The sequence below is a fragment of the Flexivirga caeni genome, assembly GCF_003724155.1.
Lineage (GTDB): Bacteria > Actinomycetota > Actinomycetes > Actinomycetales > Dermatophilaceae > Flexivirga > Flexivirga caeni.
The window spans coordinates 26,191-49,963 of record NZ_RJJQ01000016.1; the positions used below are offsets into that span (position 1 = coordinate 26,191).

Genomic DNA, 23,773 nt, shown 5'->3' on the forward strand with positions numbered 1-23,773 from the left:
ATGTAACTTACGGTACCGGAAACAAGTGTCATTCGCGGGAAGGGGCGACGCGGGGAGGGGTGGCTTCGTCAGCCCAGCAGGCTTTCGGCTGGGAGCCCGCGGATGGATGCGTCGAGCACCACTGCGGTGTGCGCCATCGGCATTGGCGTGCCGCGGCGCTCCAGCGCGACCGCGATCTGCATCAGGCAGCCGGGATTGGCTGTGACGATGAGGTCCGCCCCGGTGGCGGCGATCGCACGGGCCTTCGCATCGCCGAGCTCAGCCGCAGCCTGCGGCTGCAGGATGTTGTAGACCCCGGCGGAGCCGCAGCAGAGGGCAGCGTCCGCGATCTCCACCAGCTCGACGCCGGGTATGGCGCGCAGCAGTTGCCGCGGCTGGTCCCGCACACCCTGTGCGTGCCCGAGGTGGCAGGCATCGTGATAGGCGATCTTGAGCGACAGTGGGTGTCGTTCGGCGACCGGTCCCAGCTCGACCAGCAGCTCGCTGAGGTCGCGCACGCGGCCGGCGAATACAGCCGCGGAATCCGTTGCTGTCTGGTCATTTTCGGGCGCAAATAGCGCGCCGTAGTCCTTCATCGCACTGCCGCAGCCCGCAGCGTTGGTCACCACGGCGTCGACGCCGTCCAGGTCGAGCGTCGCGATCGTCTCGGCGGCGAAGCGCTGCGCCTCGGGTTCGCGCCCGGAATGACTGCTGAGCGCGCCACAACACCCCTGCCCCGAAGGTATGACGACGCGGCACCCCTCGGCGGCGAGCACGCGCGCGGTCGCCGCGTTGACCTCGGAGAAGAACACGTTCTGCACGCACCCGGTGAGCATCGCCACCGCGGCCCGCTGCTCACCGGCTGCAGGCACCACGTCGGGCAGTTCTTCCGCCGCGCCAAGGGTCGGCGTGAGTCGCTCCATTGCGGCAAGTCCTGGCAGCAACCGGTCCAGCACGCCGGTGCGGCGCACCGCACGGTCGAGCCGCAGCCGCTGGGACACCCGCAGCGGACCGCGCAGCTTGCGCAGTCGGCCGGGGTACGGGAAAAGGTTGAAAATCATTGTGCGCAGGACTTTTTCAGCGCGGGAACGCTGGTGATTGCGCTCCACCTGGGCTCGCGTCTGTTCGAGCAGCCGGTCGTACTGCACACCGCTCGGGCAGGCGGTCACGCACGCCATACAACCCAGACAGGCGTCGAAGTGGCCGACCATCCGGTCGGTGAGCGGGCTGCGTTCCAGACCCGCCTGCATCAGGTGGATACGGCCGCGCGGGGAGTCCATCTCCTCGCCCCAGAGCCGGTAGGTGGGGCAGGTCGGCAGGCAGAACCCGCAGTGCACGCAGTCGGCGATGAGTTCCTGCGATGGCGGGTTGTGCGCGTCGAATGCGCTGGGCTGCGACGGATCTGCTGGCATCAGATGCCTCCCACGAATCGCCCGGGCGAGAGCAGCTGCCCGGGGTCGAACTCCGCCTTGAGACGCCGCATCACGGCGAGCCCGTTGACCGGCCCCCAGACGTCGAGTCTGCGGCGGACGAGCGCCGGTGCGGTCAGCAGCACCGCCGACCCGCCCTGCTGGCGGGTCAGGTCGCGTAGTGTCCGGAGCCCGGACTCGAGCGACTCGGGCGTGGTCCACCCGGGCACGGCATACAGGACCCCGGTGCCGGCGGCACCGCGCACGTGCAAGCCGAGATCGTGGGCGGCAGAGGCGATTCCGGCTACCGCGCCGAGGCGGCAGGTGAGCTTGAGGCAGATGCCCCGGGCGACGTCCCGGGTCGGCAACTGCCACGGCCAGTCGAGGTCGTCGTCGACGGTCGTCGGCATCGCGAACTCCGCCTGCGCGGCCGCGATGCGTGCGGGTATGCCGTCGGCCGAGCCCTCCAGCAGCATCGCCACCGTCGGCACACCGTCACGGGGCCAGTCGATCTCGAGCGCCGAGGGGGCGAGCTGCGAGTGGCATAGCCGCGCGAGCAACGGCTCCAGCGCATCGGGCTGAGCACTCGCCGACACCCACTGTGCCCGCGCCGGCACCGGGTGCAGCCGGAAGGTGGCTTCGGTGATCACCGCGAGCGTGCCGAGCGAGCCGACCAGCAGTTTGCCCAGGTCGTACCCCGCGACGTTCTTGACCACCTTCCCGCCGGAATGCGCGACCGTGCCGTCGGCGAGCACGACGGTCACCCCGATCAGCAAGTCGCGAGCCGTTCCGGTGTGCAGGCGGCGCGGACCGCTGAGATTGGTCGCGACCACGCCACCGACGGTGCTGCCGGGCACCGGCTCGTCGATGCCGAGGCGCTGTCCGCTGGCGTGCAGCACCTCCTGGAGAGACGCGAGCGGCATACCGGCCTCGACGCGGGCGATCAGGTCACCTGGGGCATGTTCGAGCAACCGGTCGCAGCGGCTGAGGTCGAGCAGCAGGTCCGGCGCCGGGCCGGCGCCGCCGAAGGCGAGCTTCGTGCCGTGCCCGCGCACGACGACCGTCGCCCGTCGTGAATTTGCTTCCCGCAGAACGGCCGACACCTGGTCGGTGCTGACGGGGAAGGCGACGCAGGGCACCTCGTGATCGTCGACGAGGTCGTCCGGCTCACCCGGCCGGGCGTCGATGCCGAGGTCGTGCAGCGCGGGAATCAGCTCCATCGGCTCAGAAGACCTCACCGAGTCCGGCGGCCTGCACCGGGTGCGCCGCGGACCGCTTGCCAGGGACCTCACCGCACAGGCGCGGTGTCGGAAACACCTTGCCCGGATTGGAGATTCCCGTCGGATCGAACGCGCACCGCACCAGCTGCATGGTGCCGAGGTCTTCCGCGGTGAACATCTTGGGCATGTGCTTCGCCTTGTCCGCACCGACGCCGTGCTCGCCGGTGATCGATCCGCCGTGCTCCAGACACAGGTCGAGTATGGCGCCCGAGGCGTCCTCGGCAGCAGCGGCCTGACCGGGCACCCGCTCGTCGAAAAGCACCAGCGGGTGCAGGTTTCCGTCGCCCGCGTGGAAGACGTTCGCGACTCGCACGCCGCGCTCCCGGGCGAGTTCGGCCATCGACCGCAGCACCTCCGGCAGCGCGGTGCGCGGGATCACGCCGTCCTGCACGATGTAGTCGGGGCTGATCCGGCCGACGGCGGCGAACGCCGACTTGCGCCCGCGCCAGATCGCTTGGCGCTCTTCGTCATTCGCGGCGACCCGGATCTCGAAGGCGCCGGCGTCGCGACAGTGTTGCTCAGCCGCGGCGACCTCGGCGGCCACCTCGTCGGAGGGTCCGTCGAGCTCGACCACCAGCACCGCGCCCGCACCGGCGGGGTAGTTGCAGGCGACCGCGGCCTCGGCGGCCTCGATCGCCAGCGCGTCCATCATCTCGATCGCGGCCGGCACGATGCCCGCGCCAATGATCGCCGAGACGGCCGCTCCGGCCGAGTCGGTGTCGGCGAACCCGACGAGGAAGGTCTCGACCGCCGCGGGTGTGCGGGTGAGCCGGACGGTCACCGATGTCGCGATGCCGAGAGTGCCTTCCGAGCCGACGAAGGCACCGAGCACGTCATACCCAGGGGCATCCGGCGCCGTCGTGCCCAGGGTGATGCGTTCGCCGTCCGGCAGCACGATGTCGGCAGCCAGCACATGCGCTGCCGTGAAGCCATATTTCAGGCAGTGCGCGCCACCGGAGTTCTCTGCAACGTTGCCGCCGATCGTGCACACCTGCTGACTCGACGGGTCGGGTGCGAAGTAGTAACCCTCGGGCCGGGTGCGCGCGGACACGTCGAGATTGATCACGCCGGGGTCGACGACGGCTCGTTGGTCACGCGCGGAAACCGCTGTGATTGCGCGGAATCCACTCATCACGAGCAAGACACCGTCGGCATGGGGGAGTGCTCCGCCGGACAACCCGGTGCCCGAACCGCGCGCCACGAACGGCACGCCGTGCTGCGCACACGCACGCACGGCGAGGCGCACGTCGTCGGCGTCGTGTGCCAGCACGACGAGCGCCGGGGTGACCCGGTAATGCAGCAGGCCGTCGCAGTCGTAGGTCGCCAGCTGCGTCGGGTCGTCGATGACGCGCCCGGGCGCAAGCGCCGACCGCAGCTGCTCGAGAACGGCTGCGATCGGCGCGGCGGGCTGCGTCATACGGCTCAGGGCATGCGGTCGTATGCCGGGAGCGTCAGGAAGTCCGCGTAGTCGTCGGCGACCGCGACCTCCAGGAAAGTGGCCTTCGCGTCGTCGTAGTCACTCGGCGAGCCGGGCAGCTCCGCGACGACCTCGTCGGCGAGCGCCAGCACCATCTCCTTGGTGACGGTCTCGCCGGTGTCGGCCAGCTGCACCTGATTGCGGATCTGCTGCCAGATCTGCGACCGGCTGATCTCGGCGGTCGCAGCGTCCTCCATCAGGTTGTAGATGCCGACGGCGCCCCGGCCTTCGAGCCACGACTTGAGGTATTGCAGCGCGATGTCGATGTTGCTGCGCAGCCCCGCCGAGGTCACGTCACCGGGTGTGGACTTGACGTCGAGCAGTCGTGCGGCGGTGACGTCCGCGGCGGGGATGCTGTCGATCTGGTTCGGCCGGTCGCCGAACACGCCGGTGAAGACGTCGTTGCAGGTTTCGACCATCGCCGGGTGGGCGACCCAGGAGCCGTCGAAGCCGTCGCCCGCCTCGCGAGACTTGTCTGCGGTGACCTTCTCGTAGGCGGCCTGGTTGACAGCCTCGTCCTTGCTCGGGATGAACGCCGCCATGCCGCCGATGGCGGAGGCGCCGCGGCGATGGCAGGTGTTGACCAGCAGCTGCGTGTACGCCCGCATCATAGGCACCGTCATCGTCACCGAATTGCGGTCGGGGACAATGTAGTCCGCGCCGCGGGTGCGATAGGTCTTGATGACCGAGAAGAGGTAGTCCCATCGGCCGGCGTTCAGCCCGGAGGAGTGGTCGCGCAGTTCGTAGAGAATCTCCTCCATCTCGAACGCCGCGGGCAGCGTCTCGATCAGGCAGGTCGCCCGGATCGTGCCTTGGGGGATGCCGAGCCGGTCCTGGGCGATCGTGAAGGCGTCGTTCCAGAGGCGTGCCTCCCGGTGGCTCTCCATCTTCGGCAGGTAGAAGTAGGGGCCCTTGCCGCGGTCGAGTTGCTTGCGCGCGTTGGCGACGAAGTAGAGCGCGAAGTCGACCAGCGACCCGGAGGTGATTTCACCGTCGACCAGGATGTGCTTCTCGGGCAGGTGCCAGCCGCGCGGCCGCACGATGATCGTGGGCTGCTGCTCCGGTGGGACGAGCTGGTATTCCTTGCCTTCCGGACTGGTGAAGTCGATGGTGCCGTCGAGGGCGTCCTTGAGGTTGAGCGGGCCTTCGATGACGTTCTCCCACAACGGAGTGTTCGCGTCCTCCTGGTCGGCGAGCCACGCCTTCGCGCCGGAGTTGAGCGCGTTGATCGTCATCTTGCGGTCGGTCGGCCCGGTCATCTCGACTCGGCGGTCCTCCAGGCCGGGTGCGAGCGGGGCCACCTTCCAGGTGGGGTCCTCGCGGATGCTGCGAGTCTCTTCCAGGAAGTCCAGATCCTTTCCGGCGGCGACCTCGGCGACGCGGGCGGCGCGGGCTGCGAGGGCTTCCAGCCGGCGGCCGTTCAGTGCGCGGTGCAGTTCGGCGATGAGTTCCAGAGCGGACGAGCTGAGAATCTCGGCATAGCGCGGTTTGATCGGACCCGTGACTGACACGCCGTCGGGGAGTCCGGCGAGATTCGAGTCGGGCATGGGGGCAACCTCCACAGGTGTTCTTATTTCGTATGGCGGAATATCTGGCTCGCTGGGCGGAATGATACTCGCGTTGCTCTGGTGTGATCCTTTCGGGCTCCGCACGCCTGCGCAAGAGGCGTCGCGATCCGGCTGCCGGCGGCGTGAATCCGGTCACGTCCGGGCTTGCTGACTGGCGAGTAGGCCACCCGACACGGAAGGCTGGATCGGTGACGAAGACGACGGCGACGCTCTCCTCCTATGAGCCGGGTTCGTCGCTGTCCCCGGGGCGCCTCCGACTCGCGCTGTTCGCGCTGGCACTGGGCGGGTTCGGGATCGGCACCACCGAGTTCGTCACCATGGGCCTGCTCCCGCAGATCGCGAACGGTGTGCGGATCAGCATTCCGACCGCGGGTCACGTCGTCTCGGCATACGCACTCGGCGTCGTGGTGGGTGCGCCGCTGGTGGCGACCGTCGCCGCCAAGCTGCCGCGCAAAGCCGTGCTGATCGCGCTGATGGTGGCGTTCGCGGTGGGCAACCTGGCCTCGGCGCTGTCGCCGAACTATCCGGTGCTGCTGATCGCTCGCTTCGTCAGCGGGCTGCCACATGGTGCGTTCTTCGGCCTCGGCTCGGTGGTGGCCGCGTCCCTGGTGCCTCGCGATCGCCGCACCGCGGCCGTCGCGATGATGCTCGCGGGGCTCACCGTGGCCAACGTGCTCGGCGTGCCGGTGGCGACGCTGCTCGGCCAGCACGCCGGCTGGGAGTGGCCCTACGTCTTCGTCTCGCTGGTCGCGGTCGTCACCGTGGTGGCGGTGCTGGCCTGGGTGCCAGCGGGCGCGGGCGAGACCGGGTCCTCCGCGCGCGCAGAGCTCAGCGCGCTGCGCCGCCCGCAGGTGTGGCTGACTCTGGGAATCGGCACCGTCGGCTTCGGCGGCATGTTCGCGACGTTCTCCTACATCACCCCGACCATGACGCATCTCGCCGGCTTTCCGGACGGCATCGTCCCGCTGATCCTCGCCGTGTATGGCGTCGGTATGACGATCGGCACGATGCTGTCCGGGCGGGTGGCGGCATACGGCATGCTGCGTGCGATGGTGGCGACGCTCGTCTCGATCGCGGTGCTGCTGGCCGTGTTCGGCGAGTTGGCGCAGCTGCGGGTGACCGCGGTCATCGGGGTGTTCCTGCTCGGCATGCTGCCCTCCGTGCTCGTGCCACTGCTGCAGACGCGGCTGATGGACGTCGCCCACGAAGGCCAGTCCCTGGCCGCTGCACTCAACCACTCCACGCTCAACATCGCCAACGCGCTGGGCGCCTGGCTCGGCGGCGTGGTGCTCGCGCACGGGCTGGGCTACCAGTGGCCGAGCCGGGTCGGCGCCCTACTCGCGGTGGCCGGCATATGCGTCGCCGGCGTGAGCGTGCTGGTCGCGCACCGGGAGACCGGACCGGTCGCTGCGTCACCCGGCAGGAGCGGTGCCGCGGGCATGGGAGACTGGACCCAGTAACCCCGATCCCGCTTTCCCGAGGTAAGCCACGTTGTCTCCCATGGCTCGTCAGGCGCTGCCGCCCGCAGCCACGCCGCCCGACCTGATCCGCAACTTCTGCATCATCGCCCACATCGACCACGGCAAGTCGACGCTGGCGGACCGCATGCTGCAGATCACCGGGGTCGTCGACGAGCGCGCGATGCGCGCGCAATATCTCGACCGCATGGACATCGAGCGCGAGCGTGGCATCACCATCAAGAGCCAGGCGGTCCGTATGCCGTGGGACGTCGCGGGCCAGACCTACTGCCTGAACATGATCGACACGCCCGGTCACGTCGACTTCACCTACGAGGTGTCCCGGTCGCTGGCGGCGTGCGAGGGCGCGGTGCTGCTGGTCGACGCGGCCCAGGGCATTGAGGCGCAGACGCTCGCCAATCTCTATCTGGCGATGGAGAACGATCTGACGATCATCCCGGTGCTGAACAAGATCGACCTGCCGGCGGCGCAGCCGGAGAAGTATGCCGAGGAGCTGGCCGGTCTCATCGGGTGCGACCCGGGCGACGTGCTGCAGGTGTCGGGCAAGACCGGGGTCGGTGTCGAGCCGCTGCTCGACCAGATCGTGCAGCAGTTCCCTGCGCCGACGGGCGACGCCGATGCACCGGCGCGCGCGATGATCTTCGACTCCGTCTACGACACCTACCGCGGCGTGGTGACCTACGTCCGAGTGGTCGACGGTGCGCTGCACTCGCGCGAGCGCATCCAGATGATGTCCACGGGCGCACACCACGAACTGCTTGAAATCGGTGTGATCTCACCGGAACCCGCGCCCGCGCAGGGCCTCGGCGTCGGCGAGGTCGGCTACCTGATCACCGGGGTGAAAGACGTGCGGCAGTCGCGCGTGGGTGACACCGTGACGTCGGCGCGCGGTGGAGCGACCCAGGCGCTCGGCGGCTACCGCGACCCGAAGCCGATGGTGTTCTCCGGGCTCTATCCGATCGACGGGTCGGACTACCCGATCCTGCGCGACGCGCTCGACAAGCTGAAGCTGAACGACGCCGCGCTGGTCTACGAGCCGGAGACGTCGGCCGCGCTCGGCTTCGGTTTCCGGGTGGGCTTCCTCGGCATGCTGCACCTCGAGATCGTCCGGGAGCGGCTGGAGCGGGAGTTCGACCTGGACCTCATCTCCACCCTGCCGAGCGTCGTCTACGAGGTCACGCTGGACGACGGGCGCACCGTCACCGTCACCAACCCGAGCGAGTTCCCCGAGGGCAAGGTCTCCTCGATCACCGAGCCCGTGGTGCGCGGCACGATCCTGGCGCCCAGCGAATTCATCGGCGCGATCATGGAGCTGTGCCAGTCGCGGCGGGGCACCCTGCGCGGCATGGACTACCTCTCACCCGAGCGCGTGGAGATGCGCTACACCCTCCCGCTGGCCGAGATCGTCTTCGACTTCTTCGACGCGCTGAAGTCCAAGACCCGCGGATATGCCTCTCTCGACTACGAACCCGACGGTGAGCAGGACGCCGACCTGGTCAAGGTCGATGTGCTGTTGCAGGGGGACAAGGTCGACGCGTTCTCCACGATCGTGCACCGTGACAAGGCGTACAGCTATGGCGTGATGATGGCGACCAAGCTCAAGGAGCTCATACCGCGCCAGCAGTTCGAGGTGCCGATCCAGGCGGCCATCGGCACGCGGGTTATCGCCCGCGAAACGATCCGCGCCATCCGCAAGGATGTGCTTGCCAAGTGTTACGGCGGCGACATCAGCCGGAAGCGCAAGCTGCTGGAGAAGCAGAAGGAAGGCAAGAAGCGGATGAAGATGGTCGGCTCGGTGGAGGTGCCGCAAGAGGCGTTCATCGCCGCGCTGTCGCAGGACTCCGGAGCCGAGAAAGCGAAAAAGTAGGTGCCCGAAGACAATTCGCAGCATCTGGCCCGGACCAGATCGTTCACCCGCCGCAGCGGCCGGATGGCGGAGCGTCACCATCGGGCACTGGCCGAGCACGGCCCGCACTATCTGCTGGACGTCCCGATGGTCGGCGAGGGCACGACGGTCGAGCCGGATTTCCGCCTGGACATCGCCGGTGCGTTCGGCAGGATTGCGCCACTCGTCGTCGAAATCGGTTCGGGTGGCGGCGATTGCGTCGTGCACGCGGCGAAGCAGCATCCCGGGCACGACTTCCTCGCGGTCGAGGTGTGGGTGCCGGGCGTCGCGCAGGCCATTGCCAAGTGCGTGCACGAGGGCGTCGACAACGTGCGGCTGATCTGCGCAGACGCGGCGCAGGCGCTCCCGACCATGCTCGGGCCGGGCAGCGTGCGCGAGGTATGGACGTTCTTCCCCGACCCGTGGCCGAAGCTCAAACACCACAAGCGGCGGCTCGTGCAGTCGGAGTTCGCGGACAAGGTCGCCGATCTGATGGAACCGGAAGGCAATTGGCGCCTTGCGACCGACTGGGCGGACTACGCGTGGCAGATGCGTGACGTCATCGAAGGGTGCGCCGGTCTGGTCAATCCGTATGCCGGCCGGCTCGCCGATCCCGGTGACGTCGATGCCGACCCGCGCGGCGATCACGGAGGTTTCGCGCCACGGTTCGACGGGCGGGTCGCGACGCGTTTCGAGCGGAAGGGCCGCGCCGTCGGGCGCATCGTGCGGGATGTGGTCGGGGTTCGGCCGTGACGTCGACCTACCGGCTCTACCAGCGGCTCACCGCGCGGCCTTTCGGGCGACAACTCTTCGGCCTCGGCTTCATGGTGAGGGCGCCATACTTTGCCACCGTGCAGCCGCAGGTTCGCACCATGGAACCGAACCTCGGTGTCGTGCGCATTCGCAAATGGCGCGGAGTGCAGAACCACCTCGGCACTATGCACGCGATCGCCGTTGCCAACGGCATGGAAGCAGCAATGGGACTGCTCGCCGAAGCGTCGGTCAAACCCGGAACACGATGGATTCCCAAGGGGATTCAGCTGGAATACCTCGCGAAGGTTCCCTCCGCCGTGGAATGTGTGGCGCAGACCGACCCGGCAGACTGGGACCAGCCCACGCCGCACGAGGTGCGGGTCCGTGTCACCGGTCGGCTCGCCGACGGCACCGAAGTCGTGCGGGGCGTCATACCGCTGTGGGTGACGGAGCAGCCGAAGCGCTCCTGATCACAGTGAGCCCTTGGTGGCGATCGTCACCAGTTCGGCGGCCGCGCCGCGTAGCCGGCGCGGGCCGGTCCAGACGGCACGCAGGTCGCGGTGGATCCCGAGCGTCGTGGGCACTTCGTACACCGTGTGCACGGCGATCGCCTCGGTCACCGCAAGCCGGCTGAGCACTGCGGGCGCTGTGCCGGAGGCGACACTCACCCGCACAGCGGCGTTGCTCGCGAGTTCCAGAGCGGGACGCGCCGGCCCGCCGAGCGCCTCCTCGAGCGCCACCCGGGTGCCGGAGCCGGCTTCCCGGGTCACAAGAGGGGTGGTGCGCAGTTCCTCGGCCGTGACCGGGTGCCGCCGGTGTGCCCACGGGTGGTCCCGCGGCACGACGAGCACCATCTCGTCGTGTGCCACCACGACGTGGTTGACCCCGCGGGGCGGGTGCGGCCCCTCGATGAAGCCCAGGTTGCACCTGCCCTCGCGCAGCTGCTCCAGCACGTCGTGGGTGTTGGTGACGTGCACCTCGACCCGCAGGTCCGGGTGGATGGCGCGCAGCGCGCCCAGCCAGGCGGGCAGGAGGTGCTCGGCGACTGTCTGGCTCGCGGCCACCACTATCGACTCGGTAGCCCCGGCCGCGAGAGACGTTGCCCCGTCGAGAAGTTCGTGAGCCGCGTCCACAACGGTGCGGGCCCAGCCGACGACCAGCAGCCCGGCGTCGGTGAGGCTGGACCCACGCGTCGAGCGGTGCAGCAGGGTGACGCCGAGGTGGCGTTCCAGCCGGGCGATCGAGCGGCTGGCATTCGGTTGCGCCATACCGGCCGCGCGGGCGCCCGCCGACAGGCTCCCGTGATCGGCGACGGCGACAAGCAGCTCGAGCGCGCCGAGGTCGGGCCAGGACATAGTCATATGCGCAGGATATATCGGTATGGCGAAGTTGCGGCTACCGCATGGCCTGCCGTCGCCCGATGCTGGAACCTGTGGCACTGACGACGAGAATTCATGGCGCATCGCACGAGGGACGCGACGCGTCGGCAGCCGGAGACGAACACGGGGCGAGCCGGATCGGGAGTGTGGCAGCCAGGTTGCCCGGCGTTTTCGTCGCGGTCGTGATTGGCTGTGTCGCAACACTTCTCGGCCACTTCGCACCCGTCGTCGGGGGGCCGGTCTTCGGCATCGTCCTGGGGATCGTCGCGTCCGCGAGCATCCCGGCGCTGCGCGGAGCGTCCCTGGCACCGGGAGTTGCCTTCGCCGGCCGGTCGGTGCTGCAGCTGTCGATCGTCGTGCTGGGCACCGGGCTCTCGTTGCGCAAGGTTGTCCAGGTGGGTGGGTCCTCGCTGCCGGTGATGCTCGGCACCTTCGCCGTCGCGCTCATCGGCGCGTTCCTCATCGGCAAGGCGCTGCGCATACCTGGTGAGCTGGCGACCTTGATCGGCGTCGGCACGGGCATCTGCGGAGCTTCCGCGATCGCCGCGGCCACGGCGGTGATCAAGCCGAAGCAGTCGAACGTCGCCTATGCGATCGGAACCATCTTCACATTCAACATCCTTGCGGTGCTGCTGTTTCCGCCGCTCGGGCACTTCATCGGCATGAGCGGCCATTCCTTCGGGCTGTGGAGCGGAACGGCCATTAACGACGTCTCGTCCGTGGTCGCTGCGGCATACAGTTTCGGCGACGGCGCCGGGCCGTACGCCATCGTGGTGAAGCTGACCCGTTCGCTGCTGATCATCCCGATCGTCATCTTCCTGGCGCTCTGGACGGCGCGGCGCGACGCGGCGAAACAGGGCGAGCGCGTGCGGATTCCGTGGCGCAAGGTGGTACCGGCGTTCCTCATCGGATTCCTGATCACGGCAGCGCTGAACTCGCTCGGGGTGATCCCGGCCGGCTGGCACAGCGGGCTGAACTTCCTCGGCACGTTCCTGATCACCGTGGCGCTCGCCGCGATCGGGCTCGGTTTGCGGTTCGGCCAGTTGCGCAGCGCGGGCCACCGGCCGCTGCTGCTCGGCATGCTGCTGTGGATCTGCGTCGGATCCGCGAGTCTCGGGCTGCAGGCATTGACCGGCATCCTCTCCTGACCTCTCGCCGCGCGGGCGGCGAGTCAGGGGCGGGGCGCGCGGATCTCGTGGAGCGACTGCACGATGCGCGGGTGCATCGCCGCGTCCACGATGACGCCCGACGAGCGCAGGTTCATGCAGATCGCACCGACCGTGCCGTCGGATACCGGGTGCATGGAGCCCGACCAGCCACTCCCACGAAGCAGGCCCGCGACGCGGGTCCGGAGGGCTTCCTGGCGGAACAGCACGCTGCCGCCGGCGACGAGCGGGACGCTGCGATCGGCGGAGTGCAACGCGAGCACGGTTGTCGCGAGCTTGTCGCCCGCATCGTCGACGATCCGCGCCGCCACGTGGTCGGTGCCGGCGAGGTCGAACGCGAGCGGGGCGAAGCGGGCGGTGCCGGGCGCCGGGATGGCGTAGAGGAGCGCGACGAGCTGGTCGAGCAGGACGTCCTTGTCGGTGTTCCGATCGCCGACGACACCGGCAGCCGGCAGCAGTGCGTCGGTGAGGGCCGTGCGCGGACCTCGACGGTCCAGATCTGCGGTGACCGCTCGGATGACGCGGCGGGCGATCCAGTAGCCCGAGCCCGCGTCGCCGAGCAGCCAGCCGCGGCCATCGCTGCGGGCGGTGGTGGTGCCGCCCTGGACGACGACAGCTGCCGCGCCGGTGCCCGAGACCAGCGCGACGCCGTCGAGAGAGGCGGTGCCGCTGGCGAAGATCGCCTCCAGGTCGCTGCCGAGCTGCAACGGCGCTCGCACCCCGAGGGTCTCCAGCCCTTCCTCGACACCGGCGATGGACACCGCCGAGCCGGCCATCGCCGCGAGGGCCTGGGTGACCTGGCCGGGCGAGACGTGCGCCATACCAAGAGCGGAGGCGGTTGCGGTGCGCAGTTCGCGGGCGACTGCCTCGGCGCCCGATGCGGTCGGATTTCCGCCGCCTGCAACGCCATACCCCAGCGCCACGCCGTCCGCAGTGTGCACGATCGCGCGAGTTGAGGTGCCACCGGCGTCGAGGGTGAGGAAGAGGTCCATAGGTCCATTCAAGCGGGCGCCCGGCCCCTCGGAGGTGAGTGGGTGACATCTACGATTGGCCGGTGCCATCCGCTCTGCCCGACGGCGAACCCGCGCCCGCCGATGGGTCGTTGCCCGAGTCCGCGACGACCGACCTGGCCTCGCGCGAACTCGGCATCTACCTCCACGTGCCGTTCTGCCGAGTGCGGTGCGGTTACTGCGATTTCAACACGTACACCGCGACCGAGCTGGGTGGTCACGGTGCGGGCATCAGCACGTATGCCGAAGCCGCGATCGCCGAAATCGACCTGGCGGCAGGGGTGCTCGGCGAGACGGCGCCGACGGTCAGCACTGTCTTCGTGGGAGGCGGCACCCCGACCATGCTCGCGACGGGCGACCTGACGCGCATGGTCGCCCGGGTGCGGGACCGCTTCGGACTGCGGGACGACGCGGAGGTGACGACCGAGGCGAACCCGGACACGGTGGATGACGGCGTCGCGGAGTCACTGGCGGCCGGTGGGTTCACCCGGGTCAGCCTCGGCATGCAGTCGGCGGTGCCGCACGTGCTGGCAACCCTGGAACGCACGCACGATCCGGCCGGTGTGCGACGTGCGGTTCGCGCGGTGCAGGCGGCCGGGCTGCAGGTGAGTGTTGACCTGATCTACGGAGCGCCGGGGGAGAGCCTCGACGACTGGCGGCGCAGCATCGATGCGGCGCTCTCGCTGGAGCCGGATCATCTGAGCGCGTATGCGCTGGTGGTCGAGGAGGGCACCAAGCTGGCCGCGCAGGTGCGGCGTGGAGTTGTGCGGATGCCGGATGATGACGACGAGGCGGAGAAGTACGAGATCGCCGAAACGTCCTTCGCGGCAGCGGGTTTCGAGTGGTACGAGATCAGCAACTGGGCCCGCGACCCCGGTGCGCGATGCCGGCACAACGAGCTCTACTGGCGCGGCGACAACTGGTGGGGCATCGGTCCTGGGGCACACAGCCACGTCGGCGGGGTGCGCTGGTGGAACGTCAAACACCCTGCGCCGTATGCCGATCGGGTCCTCGCCGGCACTTCACCGGCTGCCGGCCGGGAGATCCTCACCCCGGACCAGGTGTATGACGAGCGCGTCCTGCTGGGGATCCGGCTGTCGGAAGGTCTGCCACTAGGGGCGTTGCAGGAGACCGGCCGCGCGGCGGTGGCGGGACTCATCGCGGACGGCCTGCTCGACGGCCCGGCGGCTCTGGACCGCGACTACCCGGCCGCTCGGCTCACCGTGCGCGGTCGCCTGCTCGCCGACACGGTCGTCCGGCGGCTGCTCGGCTGGTGAGGCACGCCGCGCCGGCCGCCATACAGCGTCGCGTTCCGGATGCCTCGGTTAGACCTGCAGGTCCAGCCCGAAGTCGTGACAACGGACGCTGTGCGTCAGTGCGCCGATCGAGATCGCATCGACTCCCGCGCGGGCGAGGTCCTGCACGGTTTCCTCGGTGACACCGCCGGACACCTCGGAGATCAGCGGCGCCGGGTGCCGCCGGATGCGCGCGACGCAGGTGCCGACCTCCCACGCCTGCATGTTGTCCAGCAGCACCGCGTGCACGACGGGCGGCAGCCCGTCGGCGATCCGGGCGGCGTCGAACGCCAGCAACGTGTCGAGTTGCGCGGTCGTGTCGACCTCGACCTCGACGCGCACCAGGTGCCCGGAGTCCGCGGCGAGCCGCTCCAGCACCGGCACGAGCCCACCGCCCAGTCCGATGTGGTTGTCCTTCACCAGGATTGCGTCATACAGCCCGAAGCGGTGGTTGGTGCCCCCGCCGTCCAGCACGGCTTCCTTCTCCAGCTCGCGCAGGCCCGGCGTGGTCTTCCGGGTGTCAACGATGCGTGCTCTGGTGCCGTCCACCAGGCCGACGAAATTGCTGGTGCGAGAGGCGATGCCGGTCAGGTGCCCGAGCAGGTTGAGCGCGGTGCGCTCGGCAGTGAGGATCGAGCGCGCCGCACCCCTGACGGTGGCGACGAGGTCACCGGGCGTCAGCTTCTCAGCGGATGCTTTCGCCCACTCGATCTGCAGCGACGGGTCGACGGCGGCGAAGGTCGCGGTCGCAGCCCGGACCCCGGACAGCACCCCCGGCTCCCGGCTGACGATGTATGCCGACCCGGTGGCGTCCTCCGGCACGGTCAGCCGGGACGTGAGATCCCCGCCGAGGCCGAGATCCTCGGCGAGAGCGGTCTGCACGACGCGATCGAGCGATGGCGAGAACCGGGTCGTCATACGTGCGCTCCTTCAGTCACGTCGTCGGTGCGCCGGTGCGCGCCGACACTGTGCGGGTGGGCGAGTGCGGACCGGGCGATCAGCCAGGCGACATACGCTACGTCGTCACCCAGGTGCGGTTCGAACGCGTCCACGGCCGCCTGCAAAGTCGGCCCGTCGCGCAGCACCCCGCACGCGGCGCCGAGCGTGGCGCGGACTGCGGGCAGCGACATGGGGGCGGACGCACTGGTGACACCGCGGGGAACGACGGTTGCCGGTTCGGCCGGTGCCACCGTCGGTGCCCAGGTGCCGTCCCAGTCGCTCGCGTCGGATGCCGCGACGCGACCCGTCACGAACGCTTCGAGCAGCGAGTTGGACGCGAGGCGGTTGGCGCCGTGCAGACCGGTGCGCGAGACTTCGCCGGCGGCCCAGAGCCCGGGCACCGAGGTGCGACTCCTCGCGTCGACGGTGACCCCGCCCATCGAGTAGTGCAGAGCCGGTCGCACGGGCAGCAGATCGCCGGCCAGGTCCAGTCCGCAATCACCAGCAAGCCGAGTGACCTCTGGGAATCGGGTTCGTACGTCGGGGATTCCACGCGCGTCGAGGTACACAGTCCGGTCGAGCATCAACTGCTCCCAGACTGCCGCGGCGACCACGTCGCGTGGCTGCAGTTCGTCGACGAATCGCACGCCTCCGGCCAGCAGCACCGCACCGGCACCCCGCAGGGCCTCGGTCAGGAGCGGCATCGGGTCGCGCGGCACGTCGAGACCGGTCGGGTGGAACTGCACCAGGTGCAGATCGTCGGTGCGCGCACCGGCCCGCGCCGCGAGTGCCACTCCCTGTCCCAGCGCCGTGCGCGGGTTGGTGGTGTGCGGCCAGAGCCCGCCCAGCCCTCCGGTCGCCAGGATCACCCGGCGGGTCTCGATGACCCGCGAGCCCTCCGGGGTGCGCACACGCACGCCGCTGATGGCACCCTGCTCATCGGTGAGCAGCTCTGTGACGTGATGATTTTCGAGGACTTCGGTGTCCGGCCAGGCGGACGCAGCGTTGGCCGACGTGGAGGTGATCGTGGCGCCGCTGCGGTCGCCGGCGTGCACGACGCGTGGCCGGCTGTGCCCGCCCTCCAGCGCCAGGTCGAGCTCGCCGTCCGGTCGCTGGTCGAAGCGGACGCCGATGCCGGCGAGGCTGTGCACGACTTCGGGGGCGACGTCCGTGATGCGGCGGATCACCTCGCGGTCGCCGGCGGCCGCGCCGGCCCGCCAGGTGTCCTGTGCGTGCAAGGCCGTCGAGTCATCGGGATCCAGAGCCGCGGCAATGCCGCCCTGCGCCAGCATGCTCGCGGCGCCCCCGGTGATCGCACCCGACGTGAGCACCCGGCAGGGCTGGCTGTCGCCGGTGACGTGCCGTGCCGCGGTCAGTCCGGCGAGCCCGGACCCGATGACGACGATCGGTTCGTGGGTGGTCATCAGCGCACCGCCAGCATTCGCTCTATGGCGTGTCGGGCCGGCTCGGCCACCGCTGAGTCGACGTCGATCTCCGGGCCACCGGTCTCCAGTGCAGTCCGTATGGCGCCCAACGTGTTTCGCTTCATGTGCGGGCACAGGTTGCACGGTCGCACGAACTCTAGATCGGGGTGCTGCGCGGCGAGGTTGTCGCTCATCGAGCACTCGGTGATCAGGGCAACGCTGACCGGGTGCTCGGTCTCGACATACCGCTGCATGTCGGCGGTCGACCCGGCGAAGTCCGCTTCGGCGACGACGTCCGGCGGGCACTCCGGGTGCGCCAGCACGGTCACGCCGGGATGTCCCTCGCGGATCTGCACGATGTCCAGTGGCGTGAAACGTTCGTGCACTTCGCAGGCGCCCGGGTGCGTGACGACCTCGACACCGGTGAGCGCCGCGATGTTCCGCGCGAGGTACTGATCGGGGATCATGATCACCTTGTCGACCCCTAGCGACCGGATGATCTGCACCGCGTTGCCGGATGTGCAGCAGATGTCGCTGGCGGCCTTCACCGTGGCCGAGGTGTTGACGTAGGTGACCACGGGCGCGCCCGGGTGTTGCGCGCGTAGCGCCGCAATGTCCTGTGGCGTAATGCTTTCCGCGAGGGAACAGCCGGAGCGCAGGTCGGGCAGCAGCACCCGCTTGGCCGGGTTGAGCAGCTTGGCGGTCTCCGCCATGAAGTGCACGCCGGCGAGCACGATGGTGCCGGCGTCGACATGCTGCGCTTCCCGCGCGAGAGCGAGCGAGTCGCCGCGAATGTCGGCAACACCGTGGAAGACCTCCGGCGTCATGTAGTTGTGCGCCAGGATCACCGCGTCCTGCTCGCGCTTGAGCCGCTGGATCGCCTCGATGTCCTCGGCATACATCGCCCACTCGATCTCGGGGATGACGTGTCGCACGGCGTCGTATGCCGCGGCGTGGTCGTATGCCGACAGTTCGCTGACACTCATGGCAACTCCTAGCCTGAAATGCTCATCGTGAGTAAATGCTGAAAGTGAGCATAACAGGCACCCTGCGGTATGCCGGTCGCGCGCCACACCGCGCGCTGGGCATACCGCAACGCTGTTCAGCGAGGCAACGGCAGCTTGGTGCCGACCTGGGCGCGCTCTTCGCGCACCGAGCCGCGGAAGCGGTAGAGCCGGGCGGGGCGGCCACCTGTGTCGTGGGACAGCTCGCCGGTCGGCTCGACGAGTTCGTGCTGCACTTCCACGGACCGGCGGAAGTTCTGCTTGTGGATGTGCTGCCCGGCGATCGCTTCGACGGTCTCTTGCAGGGCCAGCAGGGTGAAGGACTCGGGCATGAGCTCGAAAACCACTGGGCGGTATTGCAATTTGGCCCGGATACGCGACAGGCCGGTGGCCAGGATGCGGCGGTGGTCGTGTGCCATCGGGCCGGCGGTGAGTGCGGAAATCCTTCCGGCAGTAGGGGATTCGGCGACCAATCCCGCTTCCCACAGCAATTCGTAGCGTTGGAGGGCGAATTCGGCGCGCCAGGGTCGGTCGTCATACCCGAAGAGGAAGGCACAACGATCGCGTCGCTCGTCGAGGTCACCCGACCACCGCCGCAGCGCGAGCTCGATCTCCTCGCTGAGCCGGTCGGTGCCGCTGGCGGTCAGGTGGCGGCGGTCCTCCCAGGGGAGCAGGTCATAGAGCGCTGACCAGTCGGCCGGCCGGGCGCTGCCGTCGATCGGCGCCCGGGTCAGCCCGAGATAGGAGATCGACACGGTGCGACAGTCGTCGGCGGAGCGGCCGAGGTCGGCGAAGGTGTAGAGCTGTTCGACATACCCGAGATCGAACCCGCTTCTCTCGCGGGCAAATTCGCGCACCCCGGCCTGCAGCGATTCCCCGGCCGCCAGCGGACCGGCTGGCAGCGCAGGCGGCTCACCGCCCGCGAGCACCCATGGCCGGCCCGCGTTCACGGTGAGCACGACAGCCACGAGTTCGGCCTGAAGCCTCATGGCACGGCCGTCACGAAGTCGATGAGTTCCTCGACGCGGCCGAGCAATTCGGGCTGCAGGTCGGTATAGCTGCGAACGGTTCCGAGCATTCGCTGCCAGCCGGTCGCCACGTCGGCCTGCGTCTCGTGCGGCCAGCCGAGCGCGGCGAGGATGCCGTGCTTCCACGACATGCCACGAGGTATGACGGGCCATTTCTCCCAGCCCAGCCGCTCCGGGCGGATCGACTGCCACACATCGACATACGGGTGGCCCACGACGAGCACGTCCCGGTGCGCTTCCGGGATCGCCAGGGCGTCCTGCACGATGCGGGCTTCCTTGGTGCCGGGCACGAGGTGGTCGACCAGCACGCCCAGCCGGTGCGACGGCGACGGCGCGAAATCCCGGATGACGTCCCGCAGGTCGTCGACGCCGTGCAGCGGCTCCACGACGACACCTTCGATGCGCAGGTCGGCGCCCCACACCTTCTCGACCAGTTCGGCGTCATGCTTGCCCTCGACGAAGATCCGGGAACCACGCGCGATGCGGGCGGAAGTGTCGGCGACGGCCCTCGACCCGCTCGCCGTGCGGGACGCGGCTTCGCGCGCGGCCTGCAGCGCGGCGGCTTCGGCAGCGGGCACCGGAGCGATCAACTCGACGGGCGCACCGTCGATCAGGAATCCCGGACCCATCGGGAACGCCCGGATCCGGCCACGCCGGTCCTCGAGATGCACGACCCGCATGCCGCCCGACTTCTCGACCGAGACCACCGCGCCGCACCAGCCGGTCTCGACCTCTTCGACGACCAGGCCGGTGGCAGCCGGGACCTGCTGTGAGCGGCCCCGCGGCGGCTTACGCCAGTCACCGGCGAGCACGTCTGCGCCATATCTGTCCGTCACGTCGGGAAGAGTAACCAACATCTGCGTGCTCATCGGCGCGCTGCAGGTCGCGTGGCGCGGGCAATTCGGCGCAGTTGCCCGGGCGACGTAGACTTGGCACTCGGAACGGGTGAGTGCCAGGTCTGGTGGAGCTAGGTGGAGGTGACGATGGCGATCAGCGACGAGCGCAAGCTGCAGGTGCTGCGCGCCATCGTCCAGGACTATGTCGCGACGTCCGAGCCGGTGGGGTCCAAGGCGCTGCTCGAGCGGCACCAGCTGGGGGTGAGCGCCGCCACCGTACGCAACGACATGGCCGCGCTGGAGGACGAGGGCCTCATCGCCGCGCCGCACACGTCCGCAGGACGAATTCCGACCGACGCCGGATACCGCCTGTTCGTCGACAGGCTCAGCCAGATCAAGCCCTTGTCCAAGGCCGAACGCAACGCGATCGAGCAGTTCCTGGTGCGCTCGGTCGACCTTGACGACGTGCTGTCCCGCACGGTGCGCCTGCTCTCGTCGCTGACCGGCCAGGCGGCCGTCGTGCAGTATCCATCGCTTAGCACCGCAACCGTCCGCCACGTCGAACTCGTGCCGCGCACCGCCGACCGGCTCACCCTCGTCGTCATCCTGTCGACCGGCCGCGTCGAGCAGCGGGTGATCGACCTGGGCACCACCCTCGACGACACGCAGGTGGACGAACTCATCAATGACCTGCGAGGCGGCCTGAACGAACACACCGTCGGGCTGCGCCGGGCACCGGCATCCGCGGCGCTGCTGACCTGGTCGGCGCAACTGGAGACCGGTCAGAACAGTGCGCGTTCGCGAGTGGTCGAGTCGGTTGCTGCCGTGCTCGCCGAGGAGCGAGAAGATCGGGTGCTGCTCGGTGGCACGGCCAATCTGGTGCGCTCCGGCGGTGACTTCGCCTTGTCTCTCGGACCGTTGCTCGACGCACTGGAGGAGCACATGGTGCTGCTGCGGCTGCTCAGCCACGAGGTGGGTGAGGCCGCCAACGACGGAGTGGCCGTGCGGATCGGCGCCGAGAACACCATCCGCGGCCTCGCCGCGACGTCGATCGTGACGACGTCATACGACTCGGACAGTATGGCGAGCCTCGGCGTGCTCGGCCCGACCCGCATGGACTACCCCTCGACCATGGCTGCGGTGCGTGCGGTGGCACGCTACGTCGCCGACCTCATCGACAACTGAAAGCGCTACGGCTCAAAGGAGCTTCGTGAACGACTACTACGGCGAACTGGGTGTCGCGCAGGATGCGAGCCCGGAAGAGATCAAGCGCGCCTATCGCAAGCTCGCGCGCAAACTGCACCCCGACGTGAATCCGTCCGAGGAGGCGTCGGAGCAGTTCAAGCGGGTCGCGCAGGCGTATGACGTGGTGGGTGACGCGGAGAAGCGCCGCGCCTACGACATGGGCAACGACCCGTATGCCATGGCGGGCGGTGGCGCCGGCTACGGCCAGGGCTTCTCCTTCTCGGACATCATGGACGCCTTCTTCGGCGGCGGCGCGGCGGCCGCCGGCCCTCGGTCGCGCATGCAGCGCGGCCAGGATGCCCTGATTGGTGTCGAAATCGACCTGTCCACAGCGGTTTTCGGTGGCGCCGAGGAGATCACCTTCGACACGGCGGTCACCTGCTCGGTCTGCCACGGCGACGGCGCGCGGCCGGGCACCGGCAAGCACACCTGCGAGATCTGCCACGGCAGCGGGCAGGTGCAGGAGATGCAGCGCTCCTTCCTCGGCCAGGTCATGACGACCCGACCGTGTCACGCGTGCCGGGGGTATGGCGAGGTCATCGACGACCCGTGCTTCAACTGTTCCGGAGAAGGCCGCATTCGCGACCGGCGCACGATCACCGTCAAGGTGCCGGCCGGGGTGGATAGCGGAACCCGCATCCAGCTGACCGGCGAAGGTGAGGTCGGCCCGGGCGGTGGACCGTCGGGCGACCTCTACGTCGAGGTCCGAGTCCGCAAGCACGCGACGTTCCAGCGGCGGGGCGATGACCTGCACTGCTCGGTCGAGTTGCCCATGACGGCAGCGGCACTCGGCACCTCGCTGCCGTTGGAGACCTTCGACGGTCCGCGTGATGTCGAGATCCCGCAGGGCACGCAGCCCGGCGACGTGATCACGCTGCGCGGCCTCGGTGTCACGCACTTGCGCACACAGAGCCGCGGCGACCTGATGGTGCACGCCAACGTGCGCGTTCCCACCCGGCTCGACCCGCAGCAGGAGGACTTGCTGCGGCAACTGGCCAAGGAGCGCGGCGAGGAGCGTCCCGAGCCGCGCTTCGGGCGCGTCGAAAAAGGTCTCTTCGGCAAGCTGCGCGACGCGTTCCAGGCCAAGTAGCCGGCCGGCCGTGACGTCTCGCTTGTTCTTCGCCGCCGAGTCCGCTCTTGACGGTCTGGCCATCGGAGACACCGTGTCGGTGACCGGCGAGGAGGCGCGTCACGCCGTGGTGGTCAGCCGGTTCACGACCGGAGAAGTCGTGCGCGTCGCGGACGGTTCCGGGCAGGTGGTCGAAGGCGCGATCGTGGTGGCAGAGCCGGAGTTGCTCTCGGTCATGGTTGAGAAGATCCACGAATCTGCAGCAGCCGCAACCAGGTTCGTGCTCCTGCAGGCGCTCGCGAAGGGCGGCAGGGACGAGCAGGCGGTCGAGGCGGCGACCGAACTCGGCGTCGATGCCGTGATCCCATGGCGGGCCGACCGCAGCATCGTGCAGTGGCGCGGTGACCGGGCGGTCAAGGCGCAGCGCAAGTGGGAGGCACTGGCGCGGGCAGCCAGCAAACAGTCCCGTCGGCCCGCGGTGCCGCCGATCGAGCCAGTGGTCACCAGCAAGTCGGTGCTGTCCCGGCTGGCCGACGCCGACGCAGTGATCGTGCTGCACGAGGACGCAGAGCAACCCATCGGCGAATTCGACGTGCCGGCAGGCGAAGTCGTGATCGTCGTCGGCCCCGAGGGTGGCATCTCGCCCGGTGAACTGTCGGCCTTCCAGGACGTCGGTGCCCGGCCACTACGGCTCGGCCCGACTGTCCTGCGCGCCTCGAATGCCGGCCCGACCGCGCTCGCGATCCTGCTATCCCGCACTCGCTGGCGCTGACCACCCGGGGAGCGACGGCGCGAGACGCGCGAACGCCGCCGTGCCGGCCTCGGTGATCGCCAGCTCCCGCGGGCGCGGACCGGGCCGCACCCAGTCGCGTTCGCGAGCTGCCTGCAGGATCGCCGCGCCGAGGGCGCCGGACAGGTGGTGCTGCTGCTCGGTCCAATCCAGGCAGAAGCGCAGTGTCGGCCGGGAGAGGCTCTCGACATACGCCAATTCGACTCCCCAGGAAGGCAATTCGACAGCGGCGCGCGGCCCCAGGCCAAAGTGACCGCGGCCGAGCTGCGCGGACAACGGGTCACCGGGACGCCGTCGCGCGTCCGGCACTGCGTCGAGCGACACCAGCACCTCGGCATCGATCAGCGCCGCCGTAATGGCGACTCCGAGGCGTCCCGCGAAGTGGTCGTAGCACGTGCGTGCGGTCCGTAACCGCTGCAACCGGGTGCCGGCGCGCAGTGATGTCACCGGCGGTAACGGGGTGAGTGCCTGCATCGCCTCGAACGCGGCCGCGACCTGTCTGTCGGCCAGATAGTAGAAGCGGTGCCGGCCGCTGACCTCGACCTGGACCACGCCTGCTTCGAGCAATTTGCGCAAGTGTCCGCTCGCGGTCGCCGCGCTCACCCCTGCCTCGCTCGCGAGCCTGGACGCCGGCAGCCGCCGTCCGTCGACGAGCGCTCCGATCATCGAAGCGCGCGCCCGGTCCGCGAAGAGCGTGGCGACGTCGCTGACCTCTCGGAGGCCGGGGGCTTTCGTCATACGTCCATTGTCGTCGGCGAA

The 23,773-nt window shown here is 69.3% G+C and carries 21 protein-coding genes; 9 read left to right on the forward strand and 12 right to left on the reverse strand.

All coding sequences use genetic code 11. From position 1 onward, the window contains the following. Window positions 1-68: 68 nt before the first annotated feature. The 4 genes from EFY87_RS14380 to aceB are packed head-to-tail and all read right to left on the reverse strand — an operon-like array spanning window position 69 to window position 5,692. The gene (locus EFY87_RS14380; RefSeq protein WP_123272183.1) at window positions 69-1,391 is read right to left on the reverse strand and encodes a (Fe-S)-binding protein; all 1,323 of its coding nucleotides are present in this window, start codon (window positions 1,389-1,391) and stop codon (window positions 69-71) included. After that, complete coding sequence (locus tag EFY87_RS14385) at window positions 1,391-2,608, reverse strand: FAD-binding oxidoreductase (protein ID WP_123272184.1); 1,218 nt, start codon at window positions 2,606-2,608, stop codon at window positions 1,391-1,393. Before EFY87_RS14385 ends, EFY87_RS14380 begins: the two co-directional genes overlap by 1 nt. A 4-nt stretch (window positions 2,609-2,612) precedes the next feature. Further along, complete coding sequence (locus tag EFY87_RS14390; RefSeq protein WP_123272185.1) at window positions 2,613-4,085, reverse strand: FAD-linked oxidase C-terminal domain-containing protein; 1,473 nt, start codon at window positions 4,083-4,085, stop codon at window positions 2,613-2,615. Window positions 4,086-4,090: 5 nt separating this feature from the next. After that, window positions 4,091-5,692, reverse strand: coding sequence for a malate synthase A (gene aceB, locus EFY87_RS14395; RefSeq protein ID WP_123272186.1), 1,602 nt, complete (start codon window positions 5,690-5,692; stop codon window positions 4,091-4,093). 209 nt (window positions 5,693-5,901) lie between these two features. On the opposite strand from aceB, the gene EFY87_RS14400 reads away from it, so the two are divergent. Genes EFY87_RS14400 through EFY87_RS14415 form a run of 4 tightly spaced genes read left to right on the forward strand, consistent with a single transcriptional unit; the run spans window position 5,902 to window position 10,299 of the window. After that, a complete protein-coding gene (locus EFY87_RS14400) occupies window positions 5,902-7,173 on the forward strand; it encodes an MFS transporter (RefSeq protein WP_245988654.1) in 1,272 nt (423 codons plus the stop codon). A 40-nt stretch (window positions 7,174-7,213) separates the two neighbouring features. Continuing rightward, window positions 7,214-9,058 carry a translation elongation factor 4 gene (lepA, locus tag EFY87_RS14405; RefSeq protein WP_123272187.1) on the forward strand — a complete coding sequence of 615 codons (1,845 nt, stop codon included), beginning with the start codon at window positions 7,214-7,216 and terminating at the stop codon, window positions 9,056-9,058. Continuing rightward, window positions 9,059-9,829 (forward strand): tRNA (guanosine(46)-N7)-methyltransferase TrmB, encoded by a 771-nt coding sequence (trmB, locus tag EFY87_RS14410; protein WP_245988655.1) that lies wholly within the window; start codon window positions 9,059-9,061, stop codon window positions 9,827-9,829. Continuing rightward, the gene (locus tag EFY87_RS14415; RefSeq protein ID WP_123272188.1) at window positions 9,826-10,299 is read left to right on the forward strand and encodes a hotdog fold domain-containing protein; all 474 of its coding nucleotides are present in this window, start codon (window positions 9,826-9,828) and stop codon (window positions 10,297-10,299) included. Before trmB ends, EFY87_RS14415 begins: the two co-directional genes overlap by 4 nt. On the opposite strand, the gene EFY87_RS14420 is transcribed toward EFY87_RS14415, so the two are convergent. Beyond that, window positions 10,300-11,190, reverse strand: a complete 891-nt coding sequence (locus tag EFY87_RS14420; RefSeq protein ID WP_123272189.1) for a LysR family transcriptional regulator — start codon at window positions 11,188-11,190, stop codon at window positions 10,300-10,302. Window positions 11,191-11,249: 59 nt separating this feature from the next. On the opposite strand from EFY87_RS14420, the gene EFY87_RS14425 reads away from it, so the two are divergent. Further along, window positions 11,250-12,356: a YeiH family protein gene (locus tag EFY87_RS14425; protein ID WP_123272190.1), complete on the forward strand. Its 1,107-nt coding sequence runs from the start codon at window positions 11,250-11,252 to the stop codon at window positions 12,354-12,356. Between the two features lie 23 nt (window positions 12,357-12,379). Here the strand turns inward: EFY87_RS14425 and EFY87_RS14430 are convergent, their stop codons facing one another. Continuing rightward, a complete protein-coding gene (locus EFY87_RS14430) occupies window positions 12,380-13,366 on the reverse strand; it encodes an N-acetylglucosamine kinase (protein WP_158607654.1) in 987 nt (328 codons plus the stop codon). A 62-nt stretch (window positions 13,367-13,428) separates the two neighbouring features. On the opposite strand from EFY87_RS14430, the gene hemW reads away from it, so the two are divergent. Continuing rightward, the gene (hemW, locus tag EFY87_RS14435; protein WP_123272192.1) at window positions 13,429-14,661 is read left to right on the forward strand and encodes a radical SAM family heme chaperone HemW; all 1,233 of its coding nucleotides are present in this window, start codon (window positions 13,429-13,431) and stop codon (window positions 14,659-14,661) included. A gap of 48 nt (window positions 14,662-14,709) precedes the next feature. Here the strand turns inward: hemW and nadC are convergent, their stop codons facing one another. The 5 genes from nadC to EFY87_RS14460 all read right to left on the reverse strand — a co-directional run bounded on the left by nadC (window position 14,710) and on the right by EFY87_RS14460 (window position 19,910). Continuing rightward, on the reverse strand, window positions 14,710-15,597 hold the full coding sequence (gene nadC, locus EFY87_RS14440) for a carboxylating nicotinate-nucleotide diphosphorylase (RefSeq protein ID WP_123272193.1): 888 nt from the start codon (window positions 15,595-15,597) through the stop codon (window positions 14,710-14,712). Continuing rightward, a complete protein-coding gene (locus EFY87_RS14445) occupies window positions 15,594-17,042 on the reverse strand; it encodes an L-aspartate oxidase (protein WP_123272194.1) in 1,449 nt (482 codons plus the stop codon). The genes nadC and EFY87_RS14445 overlap by 4 nt, the downstream gene beginning before the upstream one ends. After that, complete coding sequence (gene nadA / locus EFY87_RS14450; RefSeq protein WP_123272195.1) at window positions 17,042-18,028, reverse strand: quinolinate synthase NadA; 987 nt, start codon at window positions 18,026-18,028, stop codon at window positions 17,042-17,044. Before nadA ends, EFY87_RS14445 begins: the two co-directional genes overlap by 1 nt. A gap of 116 nt (window positions 18,029-18,144) precedes the next feature. After that, window positions 18,145-19,035: an NUDIX hydrolase gene (locus EFY87_RS14455; protein WP_123272196.1), complete on the reverse strand. Its 891-nt coding sequence runs from the start codon at window positions 19,033-19,035 to the stop codon at window positions 18,145-18,147. After that, complete coding sequence (locus EFY87_RS14460; RefSeq protein ID WP_220093649.1) at window positions 19,032-19,910, reverse strand: DUF3097 domain-containing protein; 879 nt, start codon at window positions 19,908-19,910, stop codon at window positions 19,032-19,034. The genes EFY87_RS14455 and EFY87_RS14460 overlap by 4 nt, the downstream gene beginning before the upstream one ends. A 147-nt stretch (window positions 19,911-20,057) precedes the next feature. Between EFY87_RS14460 and hrcA the strand changes: the two genes are divergently transcribed. From hrcA to EFY87_RS14475, 3 genes are read left to right on the forward strand one after another with little or no spacing between them, the layout of a single operon-like run. Then, window positions 20,058-21,095: a heat-inducible transcriptional repressor HrcA gene (gene hrcA, locus EFY87_RS14465; RefSeq protein ID WP_342769127.1), complete on the forward strand. Its 1,038-nt coding sequence runs from the start codon at window positions 20,058-20,060 to the stop codon at window positions 21,093-21,095. Between the two features lie 25 nt (window positions 21,096-21,120). Next, window positions 21,121-22,245, forward strand: a complete 1,125-nt coding sequence (gene dnaJ / locus EFY87_RS14470) for a molecular chaperone DnaJ (protein WP_123272197.1) — start codon at window positions 21,121-21,123, stop codon at window positions 22,243-22,245. A 10-nt stretch (window positions 22,246-22,255) separates the two neighbouring features. Beyond that, on the forward strand, window positions 22,256-22,996 hold the full coding sequence (locus EFY87_RS14475; protein ID WP_123272198.1) for a 16S rRNA (uracil(1498)-N(3))-methyltransferase: 741 nt from the start codon (window positions 22,256-22,258) through the stop codon (window positions 22,994-22,996). Here the strand turns inward: EFY87_RS14475 and EFY87_RS14480 are convergent. Further along, on the reverse strand, window positions 22,973-23,752 hold the full coding sequence (locus tag EFY87_RS14480) for an ArsR/SmtB family transcription factor (RefSeq protein ID WP_123272278.1): 780 nt from the start codon (window positions 23,750-23,752) through the stop codon (window positions 22,973-22,975). The genes EFY87_RS14475 and EFY87_RS14480 overlap by 24 nt on opposite strands. Window positions 23,753-23,773: the final 21 nt, after the last annotated feature.

What these genes read in the sequence shown, in the direction of transcription:
- EFY87_RS14425 (WP_123272190.1), top strand. Translation starts at nt 11,250, where the DNA reads ATGCTGGAACCTGTGGCACTGACGACGAGAATTCATGGCGCATCGCAC.
- EFY87_RS14390 (WP_123272185.1), bottom strand. Translation starts at nt 4,085, where the DNA reads ATGACGCAGCCCGCCGCGCCGATCGCAGCCGTTCTCGAGCAGCTGCGG.
- EFY87_RS14385 (WP_123272184.1), bottom strand. Translation starts at nt 2,608, where the DNA reads ATGGAGCTGATTCCCGCGCTGCACGACCTCGGCATCGACGCCCGGCCG.
- nadA (WP_123272195.1), bottom strand. Translation starts at nt 18,028, where the DNA reads ATGAGTGTCAGCGAACTGTCGGCATACGACCACGCCGCGGCATACGAC.
- hrcA (WP_342769127.1), top strand. Translation starts at nt 20,058, where the DNA reads ATGGCGATCAGCGACGAGCGCAAGCTGCAGGTGCTGCGCGCCATCGTC.
- nadC (WP_123272193.1), bottom strand. Translation starts at nt 15,597, where the DNA reads ATGACGACCCGGTTCTCGCCATCGCTCGATCGCGTCGTGCAGACCGCT.
- aceB (WP_123272186.1), bottom strand. Translation starts at nt 5,692, where the DNA reads ATGCCCGACTCGAATCTCGCCGGACTCCCCGACGGCGTGTCAGTCACG.
- EFY87_RS14420 (WP_123272189.1), bottom strand. Translation starts at nt 11,190, where the DNA reads ATGACTATGTCCTGGCCCGACCTCGGCGCGCTCGAGCTGCTTGTCGCC.
- EFY87_RS14430 (WP_158607654.1), bottom strand. Translation starts at nt 13,366, where the DNA reads ATGGACCTCTTCCTCACCCTCGACGCCGGTGGCACCTCAACTCGCGCG.
- EFY87_RS14455 (WP_123272196.1), bottom strand. Translation starts at nt 19,035, where the DNA reads ATGAGGCTTCAGGCCGAACTCGTGGCTGTCGTGCTCACCGTGAACGCG.
- EFY87_RS14445 (WP_123272194.1), bottom strand. Translation starts at nt 17,042, where the DNA reads ATGACCACCCACGAACCGATCGTCGTCATCGGGTCCGGGCTCGCCGGA.
- lepA (WP_123272187.1), top strand. Translation starts at nt 7,214, where the DNA reads ATGGCTCGTCAGGCGCTGCCGCCCGCAGCCACGCCGCCCGACCTGATC.
- EFY87_RS14480 (WP_123272278.1), bottom strand. Translation starts at nt 23,752, where the DNA reads ATGACGAAAGCCCCCGGCCTCCGAGAGGTCAGCGACGTCGCCACGCTC.
- EFY87_RS14380 (WP_123272183.1), bottom strand. Translation starts at nt 1,391, where the DNA reads ATGCCAGCAGATCCGTCGCAGCCCAGCGCATTCGACGCGCACAACCCG.